This is a genomic window from Streptomyces sp. NPDC032472, assembly GCF_040636955.1.
Classification (GTDB): Bacteria; Actinomycetota; Actinomycetes; order Streptomycetales; family Streptomycetaceae; genus Streptomyces.
The window spans coordinates 39,051-63,186 of sequence record NZ_JBEZVK010000009.1 but is presented as its reverse complement, the minus strand read 5'-3'; the positions used below and the strand labels follow the sequence as shown (position 1 = coordinate 63,186).

Here is a 24,136-nt window from a genome sequence, read left to right as displayed (position 1 = left end):
CGTTCCGGGGGGTCAGGACGGGTTCTTGCGGTGGCTGCCTCTGGGGATGATCAGGGGGGTGTCGGCCACTGGGCAGGGGATGACCTCGGCGTCCAGGGCGAAGACCTCTCGGAGCAGCTTCGGGGTGACGATCCGGGACGGAGGCCCTGCGGCCATGACGTGGCCGTCCCGCATGGCCACCAGGTGGTCGGCGTAACGGCAGGCCAGGTTCAGTTCGTGGAGGACCATGACGACGGTGCGGCCGTCGGTGCGGTTGAGGTCGGCGACGAGTTCCAGGACGTCGACCTGGTGGGCCAGGTCCAGGTAGGTCGTGGGCTCGTCCAGGAGGAGCACCGGGGTGTCCTGGGCCAGGGCCATCGCGATCCAGACGCGCTGGCGCTGGCCGCCGGAGAGTTCGTCGATCGAGCGGTCGGCGAGGTCGGCCGTGCCGGTGGCGGCCAGGGCCGCGTCCACGGCGGCCTCGTCCGCCGCGGACCACTGGCGCCACCAGCGCTGGTGCGGGGTACGGCCGCGGGCGACCAGGTCGCGCACGGTGATGCCGTCCGGGGCGCTGGGGGTCTGCGGCAGCAGGGCCAGGCGCAGGGCGAAGTCGCGGGCGGAGAGGGAGGCGATGTCCTCGCCGTCGAGGAGTACGGCGCCGGCGGCCGGCTCGAGGAGGCGGGCCAGGGCGCGCAGGGCCGTGGACTTGCCGCAGGCGTTGGGGCCGACCAGGGCCGTGACCTTGCCCGCCGGGATCGGCAGGTCGAGGTCCTCGGCGACGATCCGGTTGCCGTAGCCCAGGCGCAGGCCGGATCCGTGCAGGGCGGCGGCCCGGGTGGCCTGCAGCCCGCTGGCCGTGGGACGGGCGGTCGGTGGGGCGGTCATCTCAGCCTCCCTTTCCGGCCCGGTTGGCCCGGGCGAGCAGCAGCAGCAGGTACGGGGCGCCCACGGCGCCGGTGAGGACGCCGACGGGCAGTTCGGTCGGGGCCAGCACGAGGCGGGCGGCCAGGTCGGCGAGGACGAGCAGGACCGCGCCGGTGAGTGCGCTGGTCACCAGGGGGATGCCGGCGGTGCCGGAGAGGCGCCGGGCGATCTGCGGTGCGCCGAGCGCGATGAAGGCGATCGGCCCCGCGGCCGAGGTGGCCAGGGCGGTCAGGCAGGTGGCGAGCACCAGCAGCGCGATCCGCGAGTGCTTCAGCGGGATTCCGAGGCTGCGCGCGGTGTCGTCGTCGTACTGGAGCAGCTGGTACGGGCGGGCCAGCGCCAGCGTCAGCGGCATGAGCACGGCGAGGGCCAGCCCGGACCACTGGACGTGCTCGTAGCCGCGGCCGTTGAGGCTGCCGGTCAGCCACACCATGGCGCGGGCGGCCTGGTCGATGTCGGCGCGGGCCAGCAGCCAGCGGGTCAGGGCGATCAGGGCGCCGTTCGCGGCGAGGCCGACGAGGACGAAGCGGTAGCCGGTGATGGTGCCGTCGCGGTAGGCGAGCAGGTAGATCACGGCGGAGGTGAGCAGGGCGCCGGCGAGCGAACCGAACGGTACGGCGCCGAAGGTGGCCGATCCGGCCGAGGCGACCCCGCCGATCAGGATCACGCCGACCGCGCCCGCCCCGGAGCCGGCCGCGATGCCGATGAGGTCCGGGCTGGCCAGGGGGTTGCGGGTGACGGCCTGGTAGACGGCGCCGGCCAGGCCGAACGCGGCGCCGACCAGGAGGGCGGTCAGGGCGCGGGGCAGCCGCAGTTGACGGATGATCAGGTCCGAGGCGCCCCGGCCGAAGCCGAGGACCGCGTCGAGCACCTCGCCGATCGGGATGGCGTACGTACCGAGGGAGACGGAGGCGACGAGCCCCGCGAAACCGGTGACGGCGAGGCCGAGGACGACGAGGGCGGCGCGCGGGCGCACGGCGACGCCGATCGGGCCGGCTTCCAGGCGCAGCAGACCGTTGTGGAGCAGGCCCTTCCGCGGGCTCATCGGGTGCGCTCCTTCAGCTTGCCCCGCTTGACCAGGAGGGCGAGGAAGGGGGCGCCGAGCAGGGCGGTGACGACTCCGGCCTCCAGTTCGCCGGGGCGGGCGACCATCCGGCCGACGACGTCGGCGGTCAGCATCAGGGCCGCGCCGCCCAGCGCCGAACACGGCACCAGCCAGCGGGCGTCGGGTCCGGTGAACGCCCGCACGATGTGCGGCACGACGAGGCCGATGAAGGTGACCGGGCCGGCGGCGGCCACGGCCGTGCCCGCGAGCAGGATCACGGCCACGGCGCCCAGTGCCCGCGTGGCGCGGACCTTGGTGCCCAGGCTGCCGGCGAGGTCGTCCCCGAGTGCGAGCGCGTTGAGGCGGCCGCTCAGCCCGAGGGCCAGCAGCAGGCCGGCGAGGACGAACGGCAGGAGGTCCAGGGCCAGTGCGGAGTCGCGGCCGGCGAGGGAGCCGACCGCCCAGAAGCGGTACTGGTCGAGGGTGCGTACGTCGAGCAGGACGAGGGTGTTGGTGCCGGCGTCGAGCAGGACGGTCACGGCGGCCCCGGCGAGCGCCAGTTTGGCCGGGGTGGCGCCGCCGTAGCCGGTGCCGCCGACGGAGTACGCCAGCAGGCCGGCGAGCGCGGCCCCCAGGAAGGCGAACCAGATGTACTGGTAGGGGCTCGTCAGCCCCAGTGCTCCGATGCCGAGGGCGACGGCGAAGGAGCCGCCCGCGCTGACGCCGATGAGGCCCGGGTCGCCGAGGGGGTTGCGGGTGATGTCCTGTGCCACGGCGCCGGCCGCGCCCAGGGACAGGCCGACGACGATCCCGAGCAGCGTACGCGGCATGCGCAGCTCCCGGATCACCACGGCGTCGCCGTCCGTGGAGCCTGCCAGCGCGTTCAGTACGTCGGAGAGCGGAACGGACTTGGTGCCCACGGCCAGTGACGCGCAGACGGCGACGAAGAGCGCGCCGAGGAGACCGGCCGTCAGCGCGGCTCGGGAGGCCGTCCGGCTGCGGGGCCGGGCGGCGCCGTTTCCGGCGCCGTTTCCGGTGTGGTTTCCGGTGTGGTTTCCGGTGTGGTTTCGGCCAACGGCCGGGTGGGGCGGCGGCTCGGGGCGGCGGTCGGTGTCGGCCGCCCCTCCGGCGACGGGCTTCGAGGTCACGCATCACAAGGTAAGGGATGCCTAACCAAAGTGAAGGGCCCTTCACGGGGTGGATTCAGGCCCGGGCAGCCGCTATTCTCGCAGCGTGCCAGATAGGTAAGCCTTGCCTAAGTTCCTTTGGCCATGGGTTTCTCGTCGTCCCGTCATGTCCGGGGAACGCAAGGCCAGTTGCCCGTCTGCACCGTCAGCTCTTGGGGGAGACCCGATGAACACCTTCGTTCACCGCCGTCGGCCCGGCCGGATCGCCGCCGCCGTCCTGACGGCGGCCATGGCCTTCTCGCTGGCCGCCTGTGGCGGCGGCAGCGGGGACGGCAAGGCCGATGCCTCCGGCAAGCCGGCCGCCGCGACGGACGCGGGCTTCCCGCGCACCATCACCCACGACAAGGGCACCACCGAGCTCAAGTCCAGGCCCAAGCGCGTCGTCGCGCTGGACAACAGCCTGGTCGAGGCGGTCGTCGCGCTCGACACCCCGCTCGTCGGCGGCATCGGCTCGTACCGCGACCAGAGGGGCTTCCCCGCCTACCTCGGCGATGCGGTCAAGGACACCGCGGACGTCGGCCCGCTCGACAACCCCAACCTCGAGGCCATCGCCGCCCTCAAGCCGGACCTCATCGTCTCGGCGACCGTCCGCCACGCGGACCTGTACGACCGGCTGAGCCGGATCGCCCCGACCGTCTTCGTCAAGACGACCGGCCCGATCTGGAAGGAGAACATCACCTTCCTCGGTACGGCGCTGGGCCAGGAGGAGAAGGCCAAGGCCAAGCTCACGGCGTACGAGACCCGCGCCAAGAAGATCGGTGACGCCATCAACGCGAAGGGAGGCGGCAGCGGCGACGCCGGCAGGCCGACCGTCTCGATCACCCGCTTCGTGGACGGCCCGACCCGCATCTACCTGCCGAAGAGCTTCACCGGCATCATCCTGGGCGACATGGGCCTGCTGCGGCCGGAGAACCAGCGCGACACCGCGAAGTTCAACATCGAGATCAGCGAGGAGCAGATCCAGCAGGCCGACGCCGACCACATCTTCCTGACGGCCTTCTCGGGCGGCGAGGAGCGCAAGAGGAAGTTCATGGCGAACCCGCTGTGGCAGCGCCTGAACGCGGTCCGGAAGGGCAACGTCCACGAGGTCGACGACGCGACGTGGATGACGTCCGTGTCCCTCCAAGGCGCCGACAAGGTCCTGGACGACATGGCGAAGACCTTCCAGGTCGACCCGGCCAGGTGAGCCGAACGGCGTGACGCCGCTCAGCCCTCGTCCTCCAGCCGGCGCAGCCGCTCCGTGTCGCAGGTGCGCGGGCAGGTGCCGCACGGGCGGGCGGCGTCGAGCTTGTAGTACAGGCAGCAGCCGATCCGGGTGCGGGTCGGGTACCGGCGGCCGTCGCGGCCCACCAGCCGGCGGAAGTCCGCGCCGCGGGGGAACGGCGCCATGGCCGTGGGGAGCAACTCGCTCGCGGCGCTGACGGACCGTTCCTCCTGGCCGAGGACGCGGCCGAGGTACCAGATGCCGGAGACCAGGTCGTCTCCGACCATGCCCCACAGGGCCCGCGGCCCGCGCCGGACGTGCGGGCCGAAGGCGGCCAGGACCGGTCGCATGTGGTCGACCACGGCGGCCCGCAGCTCGGCGCGCAGCGCCTCCTCGTCGGGGACCGTGCGTACGCCGGACACCCTTGCGTCGGACATCCGTACGCCGGACGGCGCGGCGGGGCCGGCCGCCGGATCGGCGGGCAGGCAGGCGAAGGCGTGGCCCGGGGTCACCTCGTACGTGCCCGTCGCGAGGTCGACGCGGATCTCGGCCGGGCGGATGCGCGGGGCGCGGCGGTCCAGGTACCAGGCGCCGCTCATCAGCACGCCGACGGACCAGGCGTAGTCGTGCAGGGCCCGGGAGGCGGCGACGTCGGGACGGGGTTCGTGGCCGTGCCGCTCCCGGATGCGTGCGGCCTCGGCGTCGATGAAGGCCGTCCGGGCCTCCGGGTCCCTGACGAGCCGGGCACCCGTCACCCATCTGCCGTCCCCGGGCGCCCCCGCCTCGCCGTCGGCGCCCGCCTCCGCGCCGGCGTCCTCGCCCGCGATCCGCAGGTCCAGCGCCTCGCACAAGGCGGCGAGACGGCGGTACCCGGCGGCAAGTGGACTGCTGCCGCGCACGGCCGTGAGCGGCACCGGGGTCGGTGTGTCCAAGGGCGTCGTCATCGGCGTTCCTCACGAGCGAGCCGTGCGTGGTTTGGTAAGGCTTACCTTATCTTTCGGGTGATCGTCGATCAATCCACGGCAAGCCGTGCGCCTGCGGGGCTGGTTGATTACTTAGGTTTGCCTAACCTAAACTGCGGTGGCGGTGGGTGGTCCGGTCGTCGGCGTCGAGCCGACCGTTCCGTGACCACGGCTGCTCGCCACTGCGCGATCGGAAGGGGTCCTCGCCCGTGCGCCTGTACCTGCTCGCCCTCCCGCCCACCGACTCCGTCACCGACGGCTTCCTCCCCGCCGCGGCCCGGCTCGGCCTGGCCGTCACCGTGCTGACCGACCGGCCCGACGCCCACCGCGAGCGCTACGGCGACGCCGTCGAGGTCCTGGAGTGCGACGTGCGCGACTTCCGGGCCGTCATCACCCGGATCGCGACGCACCACAAGCCCGACGCCGTGTTCTCCAACAGCGACCACCTCCAGGTGCAGGCCGCCTTGGCCGCCGAGTACTTCGGCCTGCCCGGCAAGGACTGGCGGGCCGCGCTGCGGGTGAAGGACAAGGCGCACATGCGCCGCCACCTCACCGCCTCCGGCACCGACTCCGTGTGGTCCCTGGAACTCGCCCCCGGGGAACTGCCCGACGCCGCCGAGGTCCCCTACCCCTGTGTGCTCAAGCCGCGCGAGGGCGTGGCCAGCGAGAACGTGGTCATGGTCCACGGACCTGAGGACCTGCTCCTGCAGTGCAAGGAGATACAGGGGAGGCGGCCCGGTGTGCCCCTGGTCGTGGAGGAGCACCTCGCCGGCCGGCTGTACACGCTGGAGACCCTCGGCGACGGCGCCGTCCGCCACGTCCTGGGCGGATTCCGCACCGAACTGACCCCGCCGCCGTTCTTCATCGAGCAGCAGCTGACCTTCGTCCCCGCCCACCCCGAGCCGATCGCCGCCCAGGTCCTCGCCCAGCTCGACGCCCTCGGCATCGGCTTCGGCATCTGCCACACGGAGTTCGTGGTGCACGAGGGCCGCGCCCGCATCATCGAGGTCAACTACCGGGCCATCGGCGACCAGTGCGACCTGCTGCTCGCCGATCTGCTCGGCATCCCGCTCTTCGAACTGGTGCTGCGGACCCACCTCGGCGAGCCGCTCCCGGCCGACCTGGGCGCCCGCCGCGACGGTGCCGCCCGGATCTCGTGGCCGATGGCCGACCGCACCGGCACGCTGACCGCCGCTCCCGCCGCCACCGACCGCGAGGTGGGCGGCGTACGGCTGACGTACCGGCCGATGCGCCCCGTCGGGGAGTGGCGCGAGCTGGCCCACACCCACCGCGACTACCTCGGCGCCGTCCGGGTCGTCGGCACCGGCCAGGAGGCCGTCAACCGCGTCCACGCCGACTTCCTCGCCACCGGGCGCTGGGAGATCACGCCGTGACCCGCGCCGCCACGGCCGCCATGGCCGCCATGGCCGTCGCTCCCAGCGCCCCCGTCGCTCCCGGCGCCCCCGTCGCTCCCGGCGCCCCCGTCGCTCCCGGCGCCCCCGTCGCCGCCGAAGAGACCTTGCTGCTGCGGGTGCTGAGCGCCTTCATCCGCGAGGACGTCGTGGGCCTGCGGACCCGCTCGACCGCGGTCGAGCGCGAGGACGGCCGCTGGCTGCGCCTGCCCCTGCCCCTGCCCGACGGCGGGGACGGGGGCGCCCTGCTCGTCCCCGTCCGCGCGGACGGCTTCCAGGGTGAGGACGCCGCCCGGCTGCCGCTGCTGGTCCGCGAACCGGACGGGCGCCGACTCACCGGATCCGAGGCGGTCCTCGGCGCCCTCACCGCCCTCGCCGACCCCCTCGACCTTCCCGGTTTCGATGCCTTCGCCGAGGAGTGCCGCCAGACACTGGCCACCATGCGGCTGCACGACCGTACGGCCCACGAGGTCTTCGACGACCTGACCGCCCGCTACGGCGGCGACCCCGCCGACTGGACCGGTCCGGCCGCCTCCCTCGCGTACGACACCCTCGCCGCCCGCCTCGACCACCCGGTCTACCCCACCGCGCGCGGCCGCTCCGGCCTGGACGACGAGCAGCTGCGGGCCTACGCACCCGAGTTCCACCCCCGCTTCGGCCTGCGCTGGCTCGCCGTACCGCGGGAGGCGCTCACCCTGCCCGGCGGCCCCGCGGCACTGCCCGCGAGCTGGCCCTCGCCCGCCGGCCTCGGCCTGCCCGAACTGGCCCACACCCACCTCGCGCTCCCGGTCCACCCGCTCACCCTCGGCGCCCCGCTGCGCGACGCGCTGCGCGAGGCGGGCCTGGAGGGCGCGGCCGTCCTCGCCGACGGGCCGTACCTCGACGCCGTACCGACCCTGTCGATGCGTACGGTCGGCCTCGTCGGCGAGCCGGAGCTGCACCTGAAGCTGCCGCTGGCCACCGCCACCCTGGGGCTGCGCAACCGGCGCACCATCAAGCCCGTCACCCTGGCCCACGGCGCCGCCGGACAGCGGGTGGTGGAGGCGGTCATCGCGCGGGAGCCGCGGTTCAAGGACGCCGTCCTGCACGCCGACGAGACGGTCTACGCCCACGCCGGGCACGAGCTGCTCGCGGTCCTGTGCCGCCGCTACCCGGCCGGCCTCGACCGCGCCGTCGTGCTGCCGCTGGCCGCGCTGCTGGCCACCGCCCCGGGCGGGCGGCTGGTCATCGACCACCTGGCCGACCGCTTCCACGGCGGCGACCCGGTGGCCCTGCTCGACACCTGCCTCACCCTGCTGCTCGACTGGCAGGCCACGCTCTACGGCTACGGCATCGCCCTGGCCTCCCACCAGCAGAACGTCTCCCTGGTGCTCGACCGCACCCCGCAGGACGGCCGCACCCGGCTGCGGCTGCTGTTCAAGGACGACGACAGCCCCCGCTTCCACGTGCCGCGACTGCGGCAGACCCTGGGCGCGGAGGCCGACGAGCTGCTGGCCCCCTTCCAGGACCCGCGGATGCTGGGCGAGGACCACCGGGCCGTCACCGACATGCTCACCACCATCACCCTCCACCTCTGCGCGGGCTCGTACGCCTTCGGGCTGGCCGAGCACGGCCGCACCGCCTCGCCGGAGGCCGTGCTGGGACTCGTACGCGAACGGCTGGCCGAGGCCGCCGAGCGGCTCGGGACGGCCCCCGGGGAGCCGGGCGCGGTGCTGCGGGAGCGGGTGCTGGACGCCGCCGAGCTGCCGGTGAAGGCCATGGTCACCGCCGGAACGCTGCTCACCAAGGAGCGCTCGGGCGCCTCAGACGTCAACACGCACTACACGACCGGCCCCAACTACCTGCGACGGCGAGGGAGGGACCTGCGATGAGTGCCACGGCGGCCGCGGTTTCGGTGGTCACCGCGGTGAGGGCGGCGACGCCGCCGCCGGACCCGGCGGAGGGTGATCCGGCGCCGTCCCGGCCGATGCGGTCCCGGCCGATGCCGCTTCGGCCGGCGCCGTTACGGCCGACGCTGGGGCGGCGGCAGGTGCATGCGGTCGCCGGGTGCTTCTTCGTGGCGTCCTTCGCCGCCCTCGGGCTGCCCCCGTACCTCACCGAGATCCTGCCCGGGCTCGGCGACCGCACCGCCCACTGGGCGGGCGTGCTGTACGTCCTGCCGACCGTGTTCGCCGGCCTCGGCGCCCCGCTGTGGGGCCGGCTCGCGGACCGGTTCGGCCGCAAGCGGCTGCTGCTGCGGGCCCAGCTCGGGCTCGCCCTGTCCTTCGTACTGGCCGGGTGGGCCGACTCCCTGGCCGCCTTCACCCTGGCCCTGGCGCTCCAGGGCGTCCTCGGCGGCACCTACGCCGCGTCCAACGGCTATCTGGGCGCCACCCTGGAGGGCTCGGAGCTGTCCCGAGCACTCACCCTGACGCAGGGCGCGGCGCGGGCGGCCCTCCTCGCCGCGCCGATGGCCGTCGGAGCGCTGTCGCCCTGGCTGTCGCCGCACCGGCAGTACGCCCTGCTCGCGATCCTGCCGCTGACCGCAGCGGTGCTGGTCGCGGCCCTGCCGGAGTCGCGGGGGCGGGGGCCGGCTGCTGCTGCCGAGGCGGCTGGAGCGGCTGAGGCGGGCGGAGCAGCTGATGCGGCCCGGGCGGCGGAAGTGGCGGGGGTAGCCGAGGAGCCCTCCCCGGTGTCGGAACTCCGCGCTCTCTACGCCCTCGAATTCGCCTTCGTCTTCTCCACCGTCATCTCCTACCCCTACCTGATCCGGCTGATCGACGAGCGCATACCCGGCACCTCCCCCTTCCTCTCCGGTGTCCTCTTCGCCCTCCCGCACCTCGTCTACCTGCTGGCGGCGATGGCGGTGCACCCCGCCTGCCACCGCCGCCCCCGGCTCGGCCTGGCGCTGGGATTCACCTGCATCGCGCTCGGCCTGGCCGGGCACGGCGCGGCCGACAGCCTGGTCGCGCTGACCGCCGTACGACTGCTGCTCGGCGCGGGCATGACCCTCGGGCTCGTGTGCCTGTCCGTGCTGGCCGCCGCATGCGCCAGGGGACGCGCCCCGGGCCGGCTGTTCGGCTCGCGGGAGTTCTTCTCCAAGGCGGGCGCCGTCGCCGCCGGGGTGGCCGCCGCCGTCGGCACCGGCCACCACGGCCCGGCCGCGCCCGTGCTCACCGGCGGCGCCGCGGCCGCGCTGACCGCGTGCGCCCTCGCCCTGCCCCGCTCTCGTAGCGGTCTCCGTTCCATCCGCACCCGCTGGAGCCGTTGATGCCCCCGCTGAACAAGTCGCTCGCCGCCGTCCCCGCGCCCGCCGGGCATACCGCCGGCGCCGCCCCCGCCGCGTCCGCGGGCCCCGTCGGCCTGCCGAGCGCCGACGCCGTCGTCGCGCACACCCTCCTCAACTGCCTGCTGCGCGAGGTGTCCGGCCCGGAGCACCAGAGCGCCGTCTCCGACGGACACCTGCTGCTGCGCCTGCCCCGCCGCGGCGTGCTGTTGCGGGTCGCCTTGCGCCGCACCTCCCTGCTGGGCGCCCACCGGTTCACCGGCCCGGTGCTGGAGCAGCGCGGCGAGGCCTGGACGGAGATCGACTGGCGCTGCCTGGCCGAGTACACCCAGGACGAGCTGTCGCTGCGTACGGGCGTACGGAACGAGGAGTTCCTGGACCAGATCGCGTCCAGCCACGAGGCCGTCGCCGCGGCCCTGGCGGCCCGCGGCGGCTCCCCGGCCACGGGCCGGGCCGCCGCCGAGGACGCCGGAGCCGACGCCGGCTGCGCCGCCGATGACGACGCCGATGCCGTCCTGGCGACGTACCTCGCCTCGGAGCAGTCCCTCCTCTTCGGCCACCGCTTCCACCCCACCCCCAAGGCGCGCAGCGGCGATGCCGCCTCCTGGCTTTCGTACGCGCCCGAGGCGGGCGCCGCCTTCCCCCTGCGCCACCTCGCCGTACGCGCCCACCTGATCGCCGAGGAGTCCGTCGAGGACGGCGCCACCGCCCCCCTGGACCGGCTGCGCCCCGACGTCCCGGAGGGCTACCGGCTGCTGCCGGCCCACCCCTGGCAGTACGAGATGCTCCGCGAACACCCCTCCCTGCGGGCCGCCTTCGACCGCGGCGACATCCTGGACCTCGGCCGGGGCGGGGAGCGCTTCGCCGCCACCGCGTCCGTCCGCACCCTCTACGACGGCGAGACCTTCCTGAAGTTCAGCCTGAACGTCCGGATCACCAACTGCCTGCGCAAGAACGCCAGTTACGAACTGTCCGGCGCCGTCGCCCTGACCCGCCTGCTGCAGCCGGCGCTGACCGACCTGGCGGCCCGCTTCCCCGGCAGCGCCATGCTCCACGAGCCCGCCTACCGCAGCCTCGCCCTGCCCGGCCCGGACGGGACCGCGGACCGTTCGCTCCTCGAAGGGTTCGGGGTGATCGTCCGCGAGGGCCTGTCGCGCCGGCTCCTGCCGGGTGCGACCCCGCTGCTCGCCGCCGCCGTCGCCGACGAGTACCCGACGGGCCCAGGCCACATCTCCCGCCTGCCGGCGGGCGCCGGCCCGCGGACGGCCCTCGCCTGGTGGACGGCGTACCTCAGGCTCCTGGTCCCGCCGGTCCTGGCCGCCTACTTCGACCACGGCCTGGTGCTCGAACCCCACCTCCAGAACGTCGTCGTCTGCGTCGACGACGAGGGCATGCCCGCCCAGGTGCTCTTCCGCGACCTGGAGGGCACCAAGCTGCTGCCCGAGCGGCACGCCGCCCTCCTCGCCTCGCTGCCCGCCGAGGTCGCGGGCCCCATGACGTACGACGCCCAGCGCGGCTGGGACCGGGTCGTGTACTGCCTGCTGGCCAACCACGTCGCCGAGATGCTCGCGGCCCTCGCCGACCTGCACCCGCAGACCGAGACCGCGCTGTGGGCCAGGGTCCGCGCCACCCTCCAGGCGTACGCCGACCGCAGCGGCTGTCCGCCGCGCCTGGCAGCCCTGCTGGCCGGCGTACCCCTGCCGGCGAAGGCCAATCTCCTGACCCGCTGGGAGCGCAAGGCCGACCGCGAGGCCGGCTACGTACGCCTCGCGTCGCCGTTCGCGGAGGCGGTCCTCTCGCAGGCGGCGCACGACGAGTCCACCTGGAGCGAGACCCGATGACGACGCCCACCGACTCGGTCAAGGACCGCATCCTGTCCCTGGACCCCGCGGACCTGCCCGCCTACGTCTACGACCTCGCGGCGCTGCGCGAGCACGCGGCGTCGGTACGGGCGGCCCTGCCGGCGGGCGTCGAGCTGTACTACGCGGCCAAGGCCAACCCGGAGGCGGAGCTGCTGGCGGCGCTCGGCCCGTACGTGGACGGCTACGAGGTCTCCTCGGGCGGCGAACTCGCCCACGTGGCCAAGGCCGTACCGGGCCGCCCGCTGGCCTTCGGCGGCCCGGGCAAGACGCCGGCGGAGCTGGCGGCTGCGCTGGAGGCGGGCGTGGCCCGCCACCACGTGGAGAGCCTCCACGACCTCCGCGTGCTGGCGACCCTGTCGGCCCGCAGCACCGCCCCCGGATCGCGCATCGGGATCCTCCTGCGCGTGAACCTCCCCCTCGCCGGCTCCTGCCTCGCGGGCAGCTCGCTGGCGATGGGCGGCCGCCCGACCCCCTTCGGCCTGGACCCGGCCGACGCCGAAACCGCGGCGTCCCTCCTCTCGGCCGACACCTGGCCGCACCTCGAACTCCTGGGCGTCCACGCGCACCTGGCCAGCGGCCTGGAGGCCGCAGCCCTCCTGGCAGCCGCCGAGTCGATCGTCACCTGGTCCAAGGCCCTCTCCGCCCGCCACGGCTTCGCCCTCCGCGAGGTGAACGTGGGCGGCGGCATGCACGTGTCGTACGCGGCCCCGGACGTCCTGTTCGACTGGCAGGCGTACGGCGAGGGCCTGGCCCGCATCACGGCCGCCCACCCCGGCCTGACGCTCCGCATCGAACCGGGCCGGGCCCTGACCGCCTACTGCGGCTGGTACGCCACCGAGGTACTGGACGTGAAGGACAGCCACGGCGAGGCCTTCGCCGTGGTCCGCGGCGGCACCCACCACCTGCGCACCCCGGCCACCAAGGGCCACGACCAGCCCTGCTCCGTCCTCCCGTACGAGCCCTGGCCGCGCCCCTGGCCCCGGCCGGCCACCGACCGCCCCGAGACCACCCTCACCGGCCAACTCTGCACCCCGAAGGACCTCCTGGCCCGCAACGTCCCGGCCCCGGGCCTGCGCGCGGGCGACCGCGTGGCCTTCGCCCTGGCCGGCGCCTACGCCTGGAACATCTCCCACCACGACTTCCTCATGCACCCCCACCCCACCCACCACTTCCTCAACGCGTAACCGCCGTCAGTGGGCGCCGCTAGTCTGCGGCGATGGGAGCGAAGACGGCGCTGTTGGCGTACTCGGACGGGAATGCCGCCTCGGCACTACGGGCGGCGGGGGAGCCGGCAGCCGAGGAGACGGCCGCATTGGTGGCCCGGGTTTTCCCGGGCCGGGCGGCTGAGCCGGCCGGGGGGGAGGTCCTGGGGGAGGCGACGTACCCGGCGGAGCGCCTCACGTACGCGGGGAGCTTTCCGAGCCTCTGCGACCGGCACCTGATGTTCGTCCGCCCGTCCGAGGTACCCGTGCACCTGCTGGAGGCCGCGGCGGGGCGTCGCGTGATCCTGCACGCGATGCACAGCGTCAACGACTGGCTCGCCTTCGCGGTCTGGGAGGAGGAGCCGTACGCGCTGCCCTTCCATCCCCTGGAACTCGGCGACGAAGCCCTCCGCGCCTTCTTCGGCTTCCTCCTCGAAGGCTGCGCATCCCCCGAAGACGTGGACCCGGACTGGATCCCCCTCCTCGGCTTTCGCCGTGCCGACGGCATCTGAGTTGGCGGCGTACGGACGGGGGCCGGTCGACGAGGTTGCTCCCGTTCTCGAGCGGGTTCTGCGACCGCCGTTCGGGGATGAGGCTGCCTGGCGGCAACTCTGGCACCTCCTGGCCACCGAAGGGCGCACGGTCTGCGCGGCCGGCTTCGCCGCCCTTCCGTACCTGCGGGACATCGCTCGCGTCGGCGACGCGGCCGCGATGGACCGGGCGCTGGACCTGGCCGGCGCGATCGTGGCCGGAGTCCACCAGGACCACGGCGCCGACGAGCTCGTCCGGGACATGGCACCCGTGATCGCCGAGCTCCGGCGGATGCTCGCCCTGCGCATCGAGGGCGGCAGCCGTTCACCGGCGACCGCGATGGCCCTCTTCAGGGCGGAGCTCGCGTTCGCGGGCGCGAGTGGCTGGAGCGTGGCCGAGTTCGACTTCGAAGACGGCTTCTACACCGTGAGCTGCCCTCACTGCGACCTGCCCGTCACCGTCGCGATCGGTGTTCACGGCCGGTACTCGGGCTATCGGGACTGGGACGAAGGAGACGTCCGCCGCCGCCCTCTCCGTCCCGTGCCCGCTGATGAACTCGGCGGCTTGGGCCGGCGAATGCACGACACGGCTCGCGCCCTCGGGCTCGCCGAGGTGGCCGAAGGGCTCACGTATCTCTTCGGCCGTGCCGAGTGCCCGGACTGTGCCAGCACCTTCGTCGTCGCTGATCAACACGCCGCGGATATCGACCCCCCTCGCTCACTCGACGGCCCGGTGCCGGCCGGCGGCTGGTGACGGAGCCGGCAGAGCCGGTCGAGATCCGGGGGAGAGGGGGCGTTGTCACGATGGCTGGGCCTTTGCCGAGGGGTGGGGGCTTTGTCGGGAGTTGAGGAGTTTCTGCGTGGCAGCGATCAAGAAGGCCGTCGTGGTGGCCGGGGTGGCCGTCGGGCTCGTGGTGGGGGCCGCCGGGGCGTCGAGTGCGGCCGGGTTCTCCGGGATGAGCAAGGAGAAGTGGGACCGGGTCCTGTTCGGGATGACCCGGCAGGAGGTGCTCGACATCGTCGGGCCGACCGCCTGCGCGGACGACAACAAGCCGGCGACCGCGGAGTCGACCGCGCGCTCGTTCACCTGCTGGGCGAACGGTATCGAGGAGTGGGCGCCGTACTCCCACCTCACCTTCAATGACAGCGGCAAGCTCTACATGAAGTCCTTCTCCCGGATGAGCCTGCCCGCGGCCCCGTCCATGACGGCCGCCCAGTACAAGAAGGTCACCGTCGGCATGACCGAGGAGCAGGTGCTCAAGACGGTCGGCAAGAACTCGTGCGTGGTGACCGACGTGGCCCAGCCGGCCTTCCCGTCCACCGCCGGTGCCACGTCCACGCTGACGTGCTGGACCGGCAAGGGCACGGGGATCATCGCCCCGGAGGGCTGGTTCTACTTCAAGGACGGCAAGGTCACCGAAAAGCACCAGCGTGACGTCGTGAGCCGCCCGCCCTTCGGCGGATAAGCGCCCTTTCGTATGTACGTTTACGCAGCAGGAGACCCGTCCATGAAGATGAAGAAGTACCTCGCCGCGTTCGCAGCGACCGGCAGCATTCTCGCCGGCGGTGTCGCCTTCGCCTCGCCGGCCGCAGCCGTCAGCTCGTGCGGCGAGAGCTCCGGGTCCGTGGAGATCGCCTTTCCGGGCAAGAAGCCGCAGTCGCTCTACTCGTTCATGAACTGCGCCGACGTGTCGAACGGGAAGGTGTCGGCCTGGACCTGGACCAACTGGCAGATGATGGTCGACGTGGCCGAGGACCGGGGCAAGCGGTTCACCTCGTTCAAGGTCACCACGCGGCTGGAGAAGCGCGAGTGGGGCGGCACCGACACGGTCGTGACCACCACCACCTGTGACCTGACCAAGATGGTGAACGACAACCTGGGCTGGGCGGCGCTGGAGAAGGAGAACAAGTGCCTCGCTCCGTCCGCGACGTACGACAAGAACATGTGGTGGTCCTCGGACTCCAGCGTGTCGTACGACATCGAGGGTGACGACAAGGGCGTCATCACCAAGCAGCTCACCGGTTCGCCGCTGCTGTTCGGCTGATGTGACATGACAAGGCCAGGGGCCTGACCGCTCGTGCGGTCAGGCCCCTGGTTGTTTATCGGTGCGTGGCTCTCTCTAGCGGGTGAACGCCTTGGCCGCCTGGCGGCGGGACGGTTCGAAGGCGTCGACCGTGCCGGCGCCCTTGCCGGGGGCCTCGTTCCATTCGCGGATCTTGCGGGCCACGTTCTTGATCTTCGGGTGGCCGGGCTTCAGGGCGATGTGGAAGTGCGACTCCTTGGCCGTCTTCTCGTCGCCGCCCCAGGCCACGGTGCCGTCGAGCTCCGTGAGGATGTCGCGGACGATGACCAGCTCGTGCGGGTACAGCCCGCCCTGGGCGCCGGTCGGGTAGGACTGGGGCCGGATGGCGATCGCCGTGCCCGAGAGGTAGTTCGACTCGTACGGCTGGGCCACCTTGCGGTCGCCGGAGTGGCCGGTGACCTCGCCCTGGCGCAGCGAGTCGACCTCGTAGTGGAAGCGGCGGGCCACGTGCAGCAGGATCGCGGCCACGTCGCCGTCCAGGACGGGGACGGAGACCTGGCTGCCCTCGATCAGGTGGGTGGGGACCGACTTGACCACCGGCCAGCCGTTGGCCGTGCTGTTGCCCTTCCAGGACGACGGGTCGTTCGCCGGCTTCGGGGCGGCCGTGGCGGTGCCGGGGGTACCGATGCTCCACAGGGCCGCGGCGCCGGCGACGCCCGCCGCGGTGCCGACGAAGCGGCGGCGCGACAGGTCGCGGATGGGGTTGCTCATGCCTTCTGTTCCCTCTGTTGTGTCTCTTGTGCCGCCTGGACGCGCCGGGCGGACAGTGTGCGGCTGATGCGGGCCACCCCGGTCACCGCGGTCATGGCGAGGCAGACCGCGGTGAGCACGGCGAGGCCCGTGACGGTGGGGTTGACCCATGAGGGGACGAGGTCGTGCTCGGCGTTGCACCAGTTGTGCAGCGGGAACAGCGGATCGTTCTGGTGGGCCGCGACGAACGCGCTGTCGTACTGGTCCTCACCGCAGGTCTCGCCCATGTCCATGCCGCCCAGCCCGGCGAAGGCGCCGGCCAGGTACGCGCCGGTTGTGGCCGCGCCCGCCATCAGCGCTCCGCCGGCCCACAGACCGGGCGCCCGCCAGGCGCGGGCCCGGACGGCCCGGAACACGAGAACGCCTCCCTTGACCAGGCCGTACAGCAGGGCGCAGGCGAATATCCACGCCAGGACGACGATCACGTCTTCTCCTCCGTCTGGGGGACTCCGTGCAGGGAGGAGTCCGTTACTTCTCCTGCTCCATGATCTTCTTGAACACGTCCACGTAGCCGTCGACGAACGGATTCAGCTTGCTGTCGGGAATCACGTTCGGGACGAGGATGGCTCCGCCCTGCGTGTAGAAGAGGGCCTGGCGCATGGTCTGGAGGATGTCGTCCGAGAGCATGCCTTCGAGCATGTGGTTGGCCGAGGCCCGGACGACGTCCATGCTGCCCTGGTAGCGCTTCTGGTAGAAGTCACGGAAGCGACGCCCGTAGCCCGAGGCCTGCGTGTAGTAGGAGCGGAAGAGCTTGTTGATCGGCTGGTCCTTGATGCCTGCGGCCGTGCCGATCAGGTAGCCGTCCACGTCCTCCAGCAGGTCGCCGAAGCTGAACGAGGAGGAGACGTTGATCTTGGCCAGGCGCTCCTGGCAGAACGTGTACCCCGAGGCGTAGGAGTCGGAGGCCTGCCGCCACTCGATGTAGAAGGTGCACAGGTCGCCGCCCCAGCCGGCGAAGTCGCCGCGGTTCGCCGACTTGCCCGAGATGGAGCCCTTGGAGATCACGGTGTTGGCGCAGGCCGCGAGGTGGTCGAGGTTGATGTCCACGCCGTAGCCAGGGTCCTTGAAGTCCTCCATCCGCTTCCCGACCTCCTTCTCCGCGAACTTGAGCCAGTCCGAGTCGGCTTCGTACAGCAGCAGCCACCAGCCGTTCCTGGTGCCGAGCGTGGGGCCGTACTCGCTGTTGTACTTGGGGGAGCGAAGGAACTCGCAGACGAGCTCGTTCGGGTTGCCCTTGCCGTACCGCACCGCGGCGGCGTACAGGGCGTCGATGTAGTCGAGCATCTTGTCGACCGGGGAGCTGGCCCCGCCGATGCCGTCCTTGCCCACGCCCGTGTCATTGCCGCGCATGACGTCGCGGTCGAGGTCGAAGGAGTCGCCGTTTGCGCTGAACTTGAACTCCTTGATCTGCGTGAACGACCAGTTCTTCGGCATGGCGAAGCCGAGGTTGCCGGAGAAGCCCCAGGACATGCCGGAGACGAACGAGTACCGGGCGTAGGCCTCGTCACTGACGCGCTGGCAGACGTTGCGGGAGCCGTAGACACCCGCGATGTACCGCTTGCCCTTGGCGCTGAGGGCGGCCTGGATGCCGTGGAAGTACGGGATGATGTTGGAAGTGATCTCCGGGTCCGTGGCGTCGTAGTCCACGGCGAAGTAGATGACCGAGCCGCGGTTGAACTTGTACACCGACTCGGCCCGGTCGTGCGCCTTCGAGGCGTGCTTGTAGCCCTCGGCGTACGTGAAGTGCTCCAACTTGCGGGCGTGGTACTGGGAGATCGGGAAGACCCGCATGCCGCCGGCGAAGATCTGGTCGAGCTCGCCGGGCTGGAGCTCCTTGTCCAGGTCGTACTTGGGGTCGAGGACCTCCTCGTCCAGGTAGCGCCCCACGACCTCGTAGCCGGCTTCCTTGAGGGCCTTGGCGCGGGCGGTGGTGATGGTGAACCGGGTGTCGCAGGCGTTGGCCTTCCGGTCCGGGTTGCCCATGGAGACCAGGAGCTGGCACCAGGTGTCGTAGTCGCCCCGCCCGTTCACGCGTTCCAGGCAGGAGAACTCCTGGAACGCCTTCACGGCCTTCTCCAGCCCGCCCCCGTACGAGGAGGTGAAGGAGACGGCGGCGATGTCATCGCCGTCCTTGTACTTCAGGTCGTTGAACACACAGGCCGCGGAGAAGAGCTGCACGAAGATCCCGGAGGAGCCAGGGCCTACCTCGTGGGCCTTCAGACCGTTCTGGGTCGTCGGACCCATGTTGCCCGACGCGGCGTCGTCGGCGACGCCGAATTCGTACTGGAGCGCCCTCATCAGCGACTTCTGCACGTCACGCGAGTAGAGGCCGTCGCACGGGCCTATGTTGAACGAGGAGCGCTTGTGGTAACGGCCGTTGAGCCACCGCTGGATTTCGCGGACCTTCTCCGTGCCGCCGGCTACCACGACGTAGGCGTCCATGGTCAGCAGCGCCTTGAAGATCTTGGGCTGCACCATGCCGTTGGTCTCGTCGAGACCCATGTTCGACTTCAGCTGCTTGACGGCCGTCATCGTGGTGATGCTGTACTGGCCGTCCCCGGCCCCGCCCCAGTACCCCTTGCAGAACAGGGCGTGGCCGAGGATGTTCACGATGTTCTTGTTGGAGAACCCGGCGCCGATGTCGCCGAGGGCCGCCAGCTTCGCCTCCGTCGTCGGGCCGAAGCTGTCCGACGGGGTGGCGATGCCCAGTTCTATCTGGAGGGCCCGGGTGAGGGAGAGCATGGTGGGCCAGCCGGTCTGGCCGTTCTCCGGGCACGGGTTGTAGCCCGCCTTGCCCGCGTAGGTCTTGTTGACCCACTGCTGTGCTTCCAGGACTTTCTTGTCCACGTGATTCCCTGTGTTCCTCGTGTCGGCCGTGTCGGCCTTGTGGCAGGCGCGGGCCGCAGCCACCCCCGGTCGGGGCGGGCGCGGCCCGTGGTCGTGCGGTGGTCGGGCGGGGCGCGTCAGCGGCGCGGGGTGAAGGCCACCACGTCGCCCGCACGCTCCTCGCCCGTGGGGAGCTGGCCGTGGGAGTCCGTGCGGATGTAGACGCGGTGCAGCCAGCGGTCCTTGCCGTCCCAGCGCGGGGTGAACGGGGTCCGGGCGTGCGTGGTGCGGAAGTTGTCGATGATCAGCACGTCGCCCGGGACCAGGGAGACGGCCTCGGTGACCTCGTCCAGCGCGTCCGAGAGCCTGGCGACGGCCTCGGCGTCCGCGCCCGCGTTCGGCTTCAGCAGCTCGCGGTCGTAGCCGAGCAGCGGGTCCTCGCGGTCGCCGTACAGCGGCTTGACGTTCGCGATGGCGCCCGGGTCCTCGACCCCGCCGCGGAAGGCCACGTCGACCTCGCACGGCTGCTCGTTGTCGTACAGGCGCTCCACCGTCTCCGCGTCGAGGAGCTTGATCGCCTTGCGGATCGAGCCCACGAGGGTCTTCGCGGTGCGCTCGTGGTCGGCGCGGGAGCACGCCAGCATCACGTAGTTCGGCTGGAGCGTGTGGTACGCCATCTCCGTGTGGAACTCCAGCAGCGTCTCGCTGGTCTCCGACGACAGGTGGTGGGCGCCCGGCGACGGGTAGACGTCGTGGTAGACGGTGCCCGAACGCAGCTCCGCGTAGCCGGTGTGCAGGCCGAGGCGGCGGCCGAACAGGCCGAGGAAGGCCTCCATGTTCAGGCGGCCGCGCTCCACCGGGGCCGGGGTGCTCGTCGGCGTGGCCGGCAGGTCCTCGTCGGCCTCGACGGGCAGGCCGCGCAGCACGAGGTAGCCGTCCTCGTTGCCGCCCCGGTTGAAGGCGTCCAGCGCGTCCGCGACCTCCTGCGGCAGCTCGGCGGAGAGCTTCCCGGCCACCTCCAGGAACTGGTACAGGTCGGCCCGCGGTACGTCGGGGAGCTTCGACGCCAGGTCGAGGAGAGCCTCCCGGTGTGCGGTCACGTCGATGATCGTCATGTCCTGTTCTCCTTCTTCTGGTGGGCGCGGGCGTACTGGAACAGCAGCTCCGCGCCGATCTCGGTCGCCAGGACCGACGTGATCCCGGCGTGGTCGTAGAGCGGCGAGACCTCCATGACGTCGAAGCCGATCGGGTTGAGGTCGCCGATGGTCCGCAGCAGCGCCAGGACCTCGCGGGAGGTCGGACCGCCGGGGGCCGGCGTACCGGTGCCGGGGGCGAAGGCCGGGTCCACGACGTCGATGTCGACGGAGACGTAGACCGGCAGGTCGCCCACCCGCTCCCGGATCAGCCGGGCCGCGCCCGCCGCCCCGAGCTCGGCGAACTCGTCCGCCGTGACGATCCGGACGCCGTGGCCGCGCGCGTAGTCGAGGCTGTCCGGCTTGGGGTTGTGGCCCCGGATGCCGAGCTGGACCATGGCCTCCGGCCGGATCAGCCCCTCCTCGATGCCGTGCCGGAAGGGGGTCCCGTGGTGGAACTCGCCGCCGATCATGGCGGGGTTGGTGTCCGAATGCGCGTCCAGGTGGACCACGGCCACCGGCCCGTGCTGCTCGTGCACGGCGCGCAGCGCCGCCAGGGTCAGCGAGTGGTCGCCGCCGAGCATCAGGAAGGCCGCGTTGTCCTTGAGCAGGCAGGTCAGGTGCCGCTGGGCGGTCTCCATCGCGATGTGCTGGTTGAACGGCGTCAGGTCGATGTCGCCGGCGTCCACGCACTTGATCAGGTCGAAGACGCCCGGGCCGCGGTCGATGCCGACGCCGTGGATCAGCCCCGACTCCGCGCGGATCTCCCGCGGCCCGAACCGGGCGCCGGGGCGGTAGCTGGTGCCGCCGTCGTACGGCGCGCCGATGACCACGACGTCGTTGCCCTTCGGCGCCCGGTCCAGCGGCAGGCGCATGAAGGTGGGGAGCTGGGCATACCGGGGGGAGATGTGCGAGTCGATCCGCTGGGAACCGATCCGCGGGACCTCGGTCATCGCCGTCCTTCCTTCCGTGTGTGGATGCGGATGCGGGCGGCCGCCGCGCGGGCCGTGGCCAGGGCCGCCGCCGCGTCGGCGCCGTGCGCGTACACGAAGCCGACCGAGGCGGAGTTGTCGAGGCGGGTCGCGACGCGGTCGCCGGGCTCGGCGTGCAGGTGCACCGAGGCGCCGAGGGACTCGGCCTCGGGGATGCCGGAGACACCGGTGAACTCACCGGGTTCGTCGGGGAAGAGCACGTGGACGGCGGCGCCGGCGGCGCCCCCGGCACCGGGCAGGCCCGGCTCGGGGGCGGCGCCGAGGGCCAGCAGCTTGGCGTCCAGGTGCGGGTTGGTCCCGCACACGTCGGTGACCATCGTGGAGATCATGTGCGCGGGCAGCCGCGGGTTGACCTCGACGATCCGCGGGCCGTCCGCGGTCACCATCACCTCGGTGTGCGCCGGGCCCTGCCGGTAGCCGATCGCCTTCAGGGCCCGGTCCACGCAGCCGCGGAGCTCCTCCCAGGTGCCGGCGTCCAGCGCCAGCGGGAAGGAGTGGCCCTCCTCCAGCAGGGTGGTGCGGTGCAGGTCCTTGGAGGTGGCGCCGAAGAAGTGCGTGTTCCCGCCCACGGTCATCGACTCCACGGAGACCTCGAACCCGCTCGCGTACTCCTCGAACAGGACGTGGCCCGGGCGGGGCTGGCCGCGCAGGGACTTCCGTACGGCCGACAGCTCCCGCCAGGCCGCGGCCGCGTCGGCGGCCGTGGTGCACTTGCGCACCCCGTAGCTGATCGCCTCCGACGGCGGCTTGGCGATGCAGGGCAGCCCGACGTGCGCGAGCGCCTCCTCCAGCTCCGCCTCCTCGGTGACCAGGCGCCACCGCAGGTTGGCCGGGTCCCCGTCGAGCGCGGCGCGCAGAAGGTGCTTGTGGTTGGCGGCCCGTACGGCCTGAAGTCCCTGCGAGGGCAGGCCCAGGTGCTCGGCCGCCCGGGCCGTGGCCTCGGTGTGGTAGTCGGAGAACGACATCACGCCGTCGACCAGCGGGGCGCCGGAGGCGTCGCCGAGCGCGGCCGCGATGGCCCGCCAGTCGTGCGTGTCGACGTGCAGGACCCGGTCCACGTTCGACAGCGGGTGCTCGGAGAACGGGCGGCCCCCGGTGTACCAGTCCTCGCCCTGGACCAGCAGCCAGATCTCCGCGCCGTGGGCGCGGGCCGCCTGGATGCCGTCGTAGAAGGCGGCGTGGAGCATGGACTCCACCAGCGCCAGCCGCTTGCCCGCGAAACCGGTGTACGCGCTCGCGCTCATCCCCGCAGCCCCTTGAAGTGCGCGGCGACGAGCGAGACCACCTCGGCGACGGGGACCTGGTCCGGGTCCTCGCCGGCGACGACGATCCGGTCGAACAGCTCCTGGACCACCAGGGTCTTGGCGTTGGCCACGTCGGCCTCGCCGACCCCCGCGTCCAGCAGGAGCAGCGAGAACGCGGACGTGGTCCCGGACCCCTCGTGGACGCCGAGCTTGGGCCGGTTCACGGTCTCGGCCGGCAGCAGCTGCGCCATGGCGGCCCGCAGCACCCACTTGTCCCGCCCGTACCGGCGCTTGAGCCCGGCCTCCAGGCCGGTCAGCAGGTCCAGCACGTCGCGGTCCCAGTACGGGTGGGTGGACCAGTGCCCGGCCACCGCCGAGAGCACCGGGCTCATCTCGTTCAGCCCGTCGAAGGTGGCCATGTCGTGCGCGACGGCCGTGTCCAGCTTCGGCAGCCGGTCCTCGCGGTGCATGCCGCCGAGCGGGATGTCGGCCCCGTACCCGGTCAGCACGCGCCGGGCCGGACCGTCCAGGGTCCGGTAGAGGGCGGTGAGCGGCAGCAGGTACTCGATCACGTCCGGGTCCAGGGACTCGGCGGCGTGGATCGTGTGCGGCAGCTGCGCCAGCAGCTCCGCCACCGGGATGGTGATCTCCCGGTGCTCCGAGCCCAGATGGTCGGCGACCACCCTGGCCTGCGGGAACTCGTCCGAGGTGTCGGTGCCCATGGAGAGCGTGTCGAGCGGGCCGGCCACGGCCGCGTGGGCGAGGGCGGCGACCCCGGAGGAGTCGATGCCGCCGGAGAGCACCACCAGCGGGCGCTCCGTGCCCGCGAGGCGGCGCTCGACCGCCGTGCGCAGCGCGGTGCGGACCTGCTCGACGGCCGTGTCCTCGTCGACGATGCGCCGGGACACCGGCGGCACCCACGTCGGGTGGGCGAGCACCGAGCCCGTGGCGATGTCGATCTCCAAGGCGGTGCCGGCGGGCACCTGGTACAGGCCCGGCAGCCGGCGGATCCGCCGGGCCCCCGATATCGGGAAGCCGAGCTGGCCGTCGGAGGGCGCGGCGAGCACCTTGGCCTCGGTCGCGGCCAGCACGTGGCCGGGCACGGGCCGGGTGTACAGCGGTACGGAGCCGGCGTGGTCGGTGGCGAGCAGGACGCGCTGCTCCTGGCAGAGCACCGCCGCGTACCGGCCGTTGAGCAGCCGGAAGGCGTGCAGCCTGTACGTCTCGAACAGGCTCAGCACCAGCTCGGCGTCGGAGGCGCCCGCCCCCGAAGAGGCGGCGAGTACGGAGCGGATCTCGTCGCGGTTGTAGAGCTCGCCGGCGAGCCACAGGACCGCGTCGCCGCCGCGCGCGACCGCGCCGTCGGCCGAGGCGCCCGGGTGGACCAGGGTCGCCTCGACGGTCAGGGAGCGCAGGCGCTCGGCGGTACGGGTGTGCCGGCCCCGCGTTGCGAAGGCCGCCGTGGGGCCCTGGTCCCCGCCCGTGCGGGCGGAGACCAGGAAGCCGTAGGCGGCAGGGAAAACCTGCTCAGCCAT

21 protein-coding genes are annotated in these 24,136 nt (G+C 72.6%); 10 read left to right on the top strand and 11 right to left on the bottom strand.

The window, feature by feature from the left end; all coding sequences use genetic code 11:
• Positions 1–12: 12 nt before the first annotated feature.
• From AB0F11_RS08060 to AB0F11_RS08050, 3 genes are read right to left on the bottom strand one after another with little or no spacing between them, the layout of a single operon-like run.
• Complete coding sequence (locus AB0F11_RS08060; RefSeq protein WP_362169602.1) at positions 13–864, bottom strand: ABC transporter ATP-binding protein; 852 nt, start codon at positions 862–864, stop codon at positions 13–15.
• 1 nt (position 865) lies between these two features.
• Positions 866–1,948, bottom strand: a complete 1,083-nt coding sequence (locus AB0F11_RS08055; RefSeq protein WP_362169601.1) for an iron chelate uptake ABC transporter family permease subunit — start codon at positions 1,946–1,948, stop codon at positions 866–868.
• Positions 1,945–3,096: an iron ABC transporter permease gene (locus AB0F11_RS08050; protein WP_362169599.1), complete on the bottom strand. Its 1,152-nt coding sequence runs from the start codon at positions 3,094–3,096 to the stop codon at positions 1,945–1,947. Before AB0F11_RS08050 ends, AB0F11_RS08055 begins: the two co-directional genes overlap by 4 nt.
• 205 nt (positions 3,097–3,301) lie before the next feature.
• Here AB0F11_RS08050 and AB0F11_RS08045 point away from each other — a divergent pair, with 205 nt between their 5' ends.
• Positions 3,302–4,321, top strand: a complete 1,020-nt coding sequence (locus tag AB0F11_RS08045; protein ID WP_362169597.1) for an iron-siderophore ABC transporter substrate-binding protein — start codon at positions 3,302–3,304, stop codon at positions 4,319–4,321.
• 20 nt (positions 4,322–4,341) lie between these two features.
• Here the strand turns inward: AB0F11_RS08045 and AB0F11_RS08040 are convergent, their stop codons facing one another.
• Positions 4,342–5,283 carry an iron-sulfur protein gene (locus AB0F11_RS08040; protein WP_362169596.1) on the bottom strand — a complete coding sequence of 314 codons (942 nt, stop codon included), beginning with the start codon at positions 5,281–5,283 and terminating at the stop codon, positions 4,342–4,344.
• A gap of 227 nt (positions 5,284–5,510) precedes the next feature.
• Here AB0F11_RS08040 and AB0F11_RS08035 point away from each other — a divergent pair, with 227 nt between their 5' ends.
• From AB0F11_RS08035 to AB0F11_RS07995, 9 genes are all read left to right on the top strand, one after another.
• Entirely contained in the window at positions 5,511–6,695 is a 1,185-nt protein-coding gene (locus tag AB0F11_RS08035) for a siderophore biosynthesis protein (protein ID WP_362169594.1), read from the top strand.
• Complete coding sequence (locus AB0F11_RS08030) at positions 6,692–8,584, top strand: IucA/IucC family protein (RefSeq protein WP_362169592.1); 1,893 nt, start codon at positions 6,692–6,694, stop codon at positions 8,582–8,584. The genes AB0F11_RS08035 and AB0F11_RS08030 overlap by 4 nt, the downstream gene beginning before the upstream one ends.
• 110 nt (positions 8,585–8,694) lie before the next feature.
• The gene (locus tag AB0F11_RS08025; protein ID WP_362169727.1) at positions 8,695–9,963 is read left to right on the top strand and encodes an MFS transporter; all 1,269 of its coding nucleotides are present in this window, start codon (positions 8,695–8,697) and stop codon (positions 9,961–9,963) included.
• Positions 9,963–11,819: an IucA/IucC family protein gene (locus AB0F11_RS08020; protein WP_362169590.1), complete on the top strand. Its 1,857-nt coding sequence runs from the start codon at positions 9,963–9,965 to the stop codon at positions 11,817–11,819. The genes AB0F11_RS08025 and AB0F11_RS08020 overlap by 1 nt, the downstream gene beginning before the upstream one ends.
• The gene (locus tag AB0F11_RS08015; protein ID WP_362169588.1) at positions 11,816–13,024 is read left to right on the top strand and encodes a type III PLP-dependent enzyme; all 1,209 of its coding nucleotides are present in this window, start codon (positions 11,816–11,818) and stop codon (positions 13,022–13,024) included. Before AB0F11_RS08020 ends, AB0F11_RS08015 begins: the two co-directional genes overlap by 4 nt.
• Before the next feature lie 32 nt (positions 13,025–13,056).
• Complete coding sequence (locus AB0F11_RS08010) at positions 13,057–13,554, top strand: hypothetical protein (RefSeq protein WP_362169586.1); 498 nt, start codon at positions 13,057–13,059, stop codon at positions 13,552–13,554.
• On the top strand, positions 13,538–14,326 hold the full coding sequence (locus AB0F11_RS08005) for a hypothetical protein (RefSeq protein ID WP_362169584.1): 789 nt from the start codon (positions 13,538–13,540) through the stop codon (positions 14,324–14,326). The genes AB0F11_RS08010 and AB0F11_RS08005 overlap by 17 nt, the downstream gene beginning before the upstream one ends.
• 106 nt (positions 14,327–14,432) lie before the next feature.
• Positions 14,433–15,038, top strand: a complete 606-nt coding sequence (locus tag AB0F11_RS08000) for a hypothetical protein (RefSeq protein WP_362169582.1) — start codon at positions 14,433–14,435, stop codon at positions 15,036–15,038.
• A 42-nt stretch (positions 15,039–15,080) separates the two neighbouring features.
• Positions 15,081–15,617 carry a hypothetical protein gene (locus AB0F11_RS07995; RefSeq protein WP_362169580.1) on the top strand — a complete coding sequence of 179 codons (537 nt, stop codon included), beginning with the start codon at positions 15,081–15,083 and terminating at the stop codon, positions 15,615–15,617.
• Positions 15,618–15,692: 75 nt separating this feature from the next.
• Here AB0F11_RS07995 and AB0F11_RS07990 read toward each other — a convergent pair whose 3' ends face one another.
• From AB0F11_RS07990 to AB0F11_RS07960, 7 genes are all read right to left on the bottom strand, one after another.
• On the bottom strand, positions 15,693–16,367 hold the full coding sequence (locus AB0F11_RS07990) for a hypothetical protein (protein ID WP_362169578.1): 675 nt from the start codon (positions 16,365–16,367) through the stop codon (positions 15,693–15,695).
• The gene (locus AB0F11_RS07985) at positions 16,364–16,831 is read right to left on the bottom strand and encodes a hypothetical protein (protein ID WP_362169576.1); all 468 of its coding nucleotides are present in this window, start codon (positions 16,829–16,831) and stop codon (positions 16,364–16,366) included. Before AB0F11_RS07985 ends, AB0F11_RS07990 begins: the two co-directional genes overlap by 4 nt.
• A gap of 43 nt (positions 16,832–16,874) precedes the next feature.
• Positions 16,875–19,253, bottom strand: coding sequence for a glycoside hydrolase domain-containing protein (locus AB0F11_RS07980; RefSeq protein ID WP_362169574.1), 2,379 nt, complete (start codon positions 19,251–19,253; stop codon positions 16,875–16,877).
• Positions 19,254–19,369: 116 nt separating this feature from the next.
• Positions 19,370–20,347, bottom strand: coding sequence for a clavaminate synthase Cs1 (gene cs1, locus AB0F11_RS07975; RefSeq protein ID WP_362169572.1), 978 nt, complete (start codon positions 20,345–20,347; stop codon positions 19,370–19,372).
• Positions 20,344–21,318, bottom strand: coding sequence for an agmatinase (gene speB, locus AB0F11_RS07970; RefSeq protein WP_361902884.1), 975 nt, complete (start codon positions 21,316–21,318; stop codon positions 20,344–20,346). The genes cs1 and speB overlap by 4 nt, the downstream gene beginning before the upstream one ends.
• Positions 21,315–22,601 carry an ATP-grasp domain-containing protein gene (locus AB0F11_RS07965; protein WP_362169570.1) on the bottom strand — a complete coding sequence of 429 codons (1,287 nt, stop codon included), beginning with the start codon at positions 22,599–22,601 and terminating at the stop codon, positions 21,315–21,317. Before AB0F11_RS07965 ends, speB begins: the two co-directional genes overlap by 4 nt.
• On the bottom strand, positions 22,598–24,136 hold the full coding sequence (locus tag AB0F11_RS07960) for an asparagine synthase-related protein (protein WP_362169568.1): 1,539 nt from the start codon (positions 24,134–24,136) through the stop codon (positions 22,598–22,600). Before AB0F11_RS07960 ends, AB0F11_RS07965 begins: the two co-directional genes overlap by 4 nt.

Coding starts and splice junctions, on each gene's coding strand:
- AB0F11_RS08060 (WP_362169602.1), bottom strand. CDS start 864: ATGACCGCCCCACCGACCGCCCGTCCCACGGCCAGCGGGCTGCAGGCC.
- AB0F11_RS08055 (WP_362169601.1), bottom strand. CDS start 1,948: ATGAGCCCGCGGAAGGGCCTGCTCCACAACGGTCTGCTGCGCCTGGAA.
- AB0F11_RS08045 (WP_362169597.1), top strand. CDS start 3,302: ATGAACACCTTCGTTCACCGCCGTCGGCCCGGCCGGATCGCCGCCGCC.
- AB0F11_RS08040 (WP_362169596.1), bottom strand. CDS start 5,283: ATGACGACGCCCTTGGACACACCGACCCCGGTGCCGCTCACGGCCGTG.
- AB0F11_RS08025 (WP_362169727.1), top strand. CDS start 8,695: ATGCCGCTTCGGCCGGCGCCGTTACGGCCGACGCTGGGGCGGCGGCAG.
- AB0F11_RS08020 (WP_362169590.1), top strand. CDS start 9,963: ATGCCCCCGCTGAACAAGTCGCTCGCCGCCGTCCCCGCGCCCGCCGGG.
- AB0F11_RS08015 (WP_362169588.1), top strand. CDS start 11,816: ATGACGACGCCCACCGACTCGGTCAAGGACCGCATCCTGTCCCTGGAC.
- AB0F11_RS08010 (WP_362169586.1), top strand. CDS start 13,057: ATGGGAGCGAAGACGGCGCTGTTGGCGTACTCGGACGGGAATGCCGCC.
- AB0F11_RS07995 (WP_362169580.1), top strand. CDS start 15,081: ATGAAGATGAAGAAGTACCTCGCCGCGTTCGCAGCGACCGGCAGCATT.
- AB0F11_RS07990 (WP_362169578.1), bottom strand. CDS start 16,367: ATGAGCAACCCCATCCGCGACCTGTCGCGCCGCCGCTTCGTCGGCACC.
- cs1 (WP_362169572.1), bottom strand. CDS start 20,347: ATGACGATCATCGACGTGACCGCACACCGGGAGGCTCTCCTCGACCTG.
- speB (WP_361902884.1), bottom strand. CDS start 21,318: ATGACCGAGGTCCCGCGGATCGGTTCCCAGCGGATCGACTCGCACATC.
- AB0F11_RS07965 (WP_362169570.1), bottom strand. CDS start 22,601: ATGAGCGCGAGCGCGTACACCGGTTTCGCGGGCAAGCGGCTGGCGCTG.
- AB0F11_RS07960 (WP_362169568.1), bottom strand. CDS start 24,136: ATGGCTGAGCAGGTTTTCCCTGCCGCCTACGGCTTCCTGGTCTCCGCC.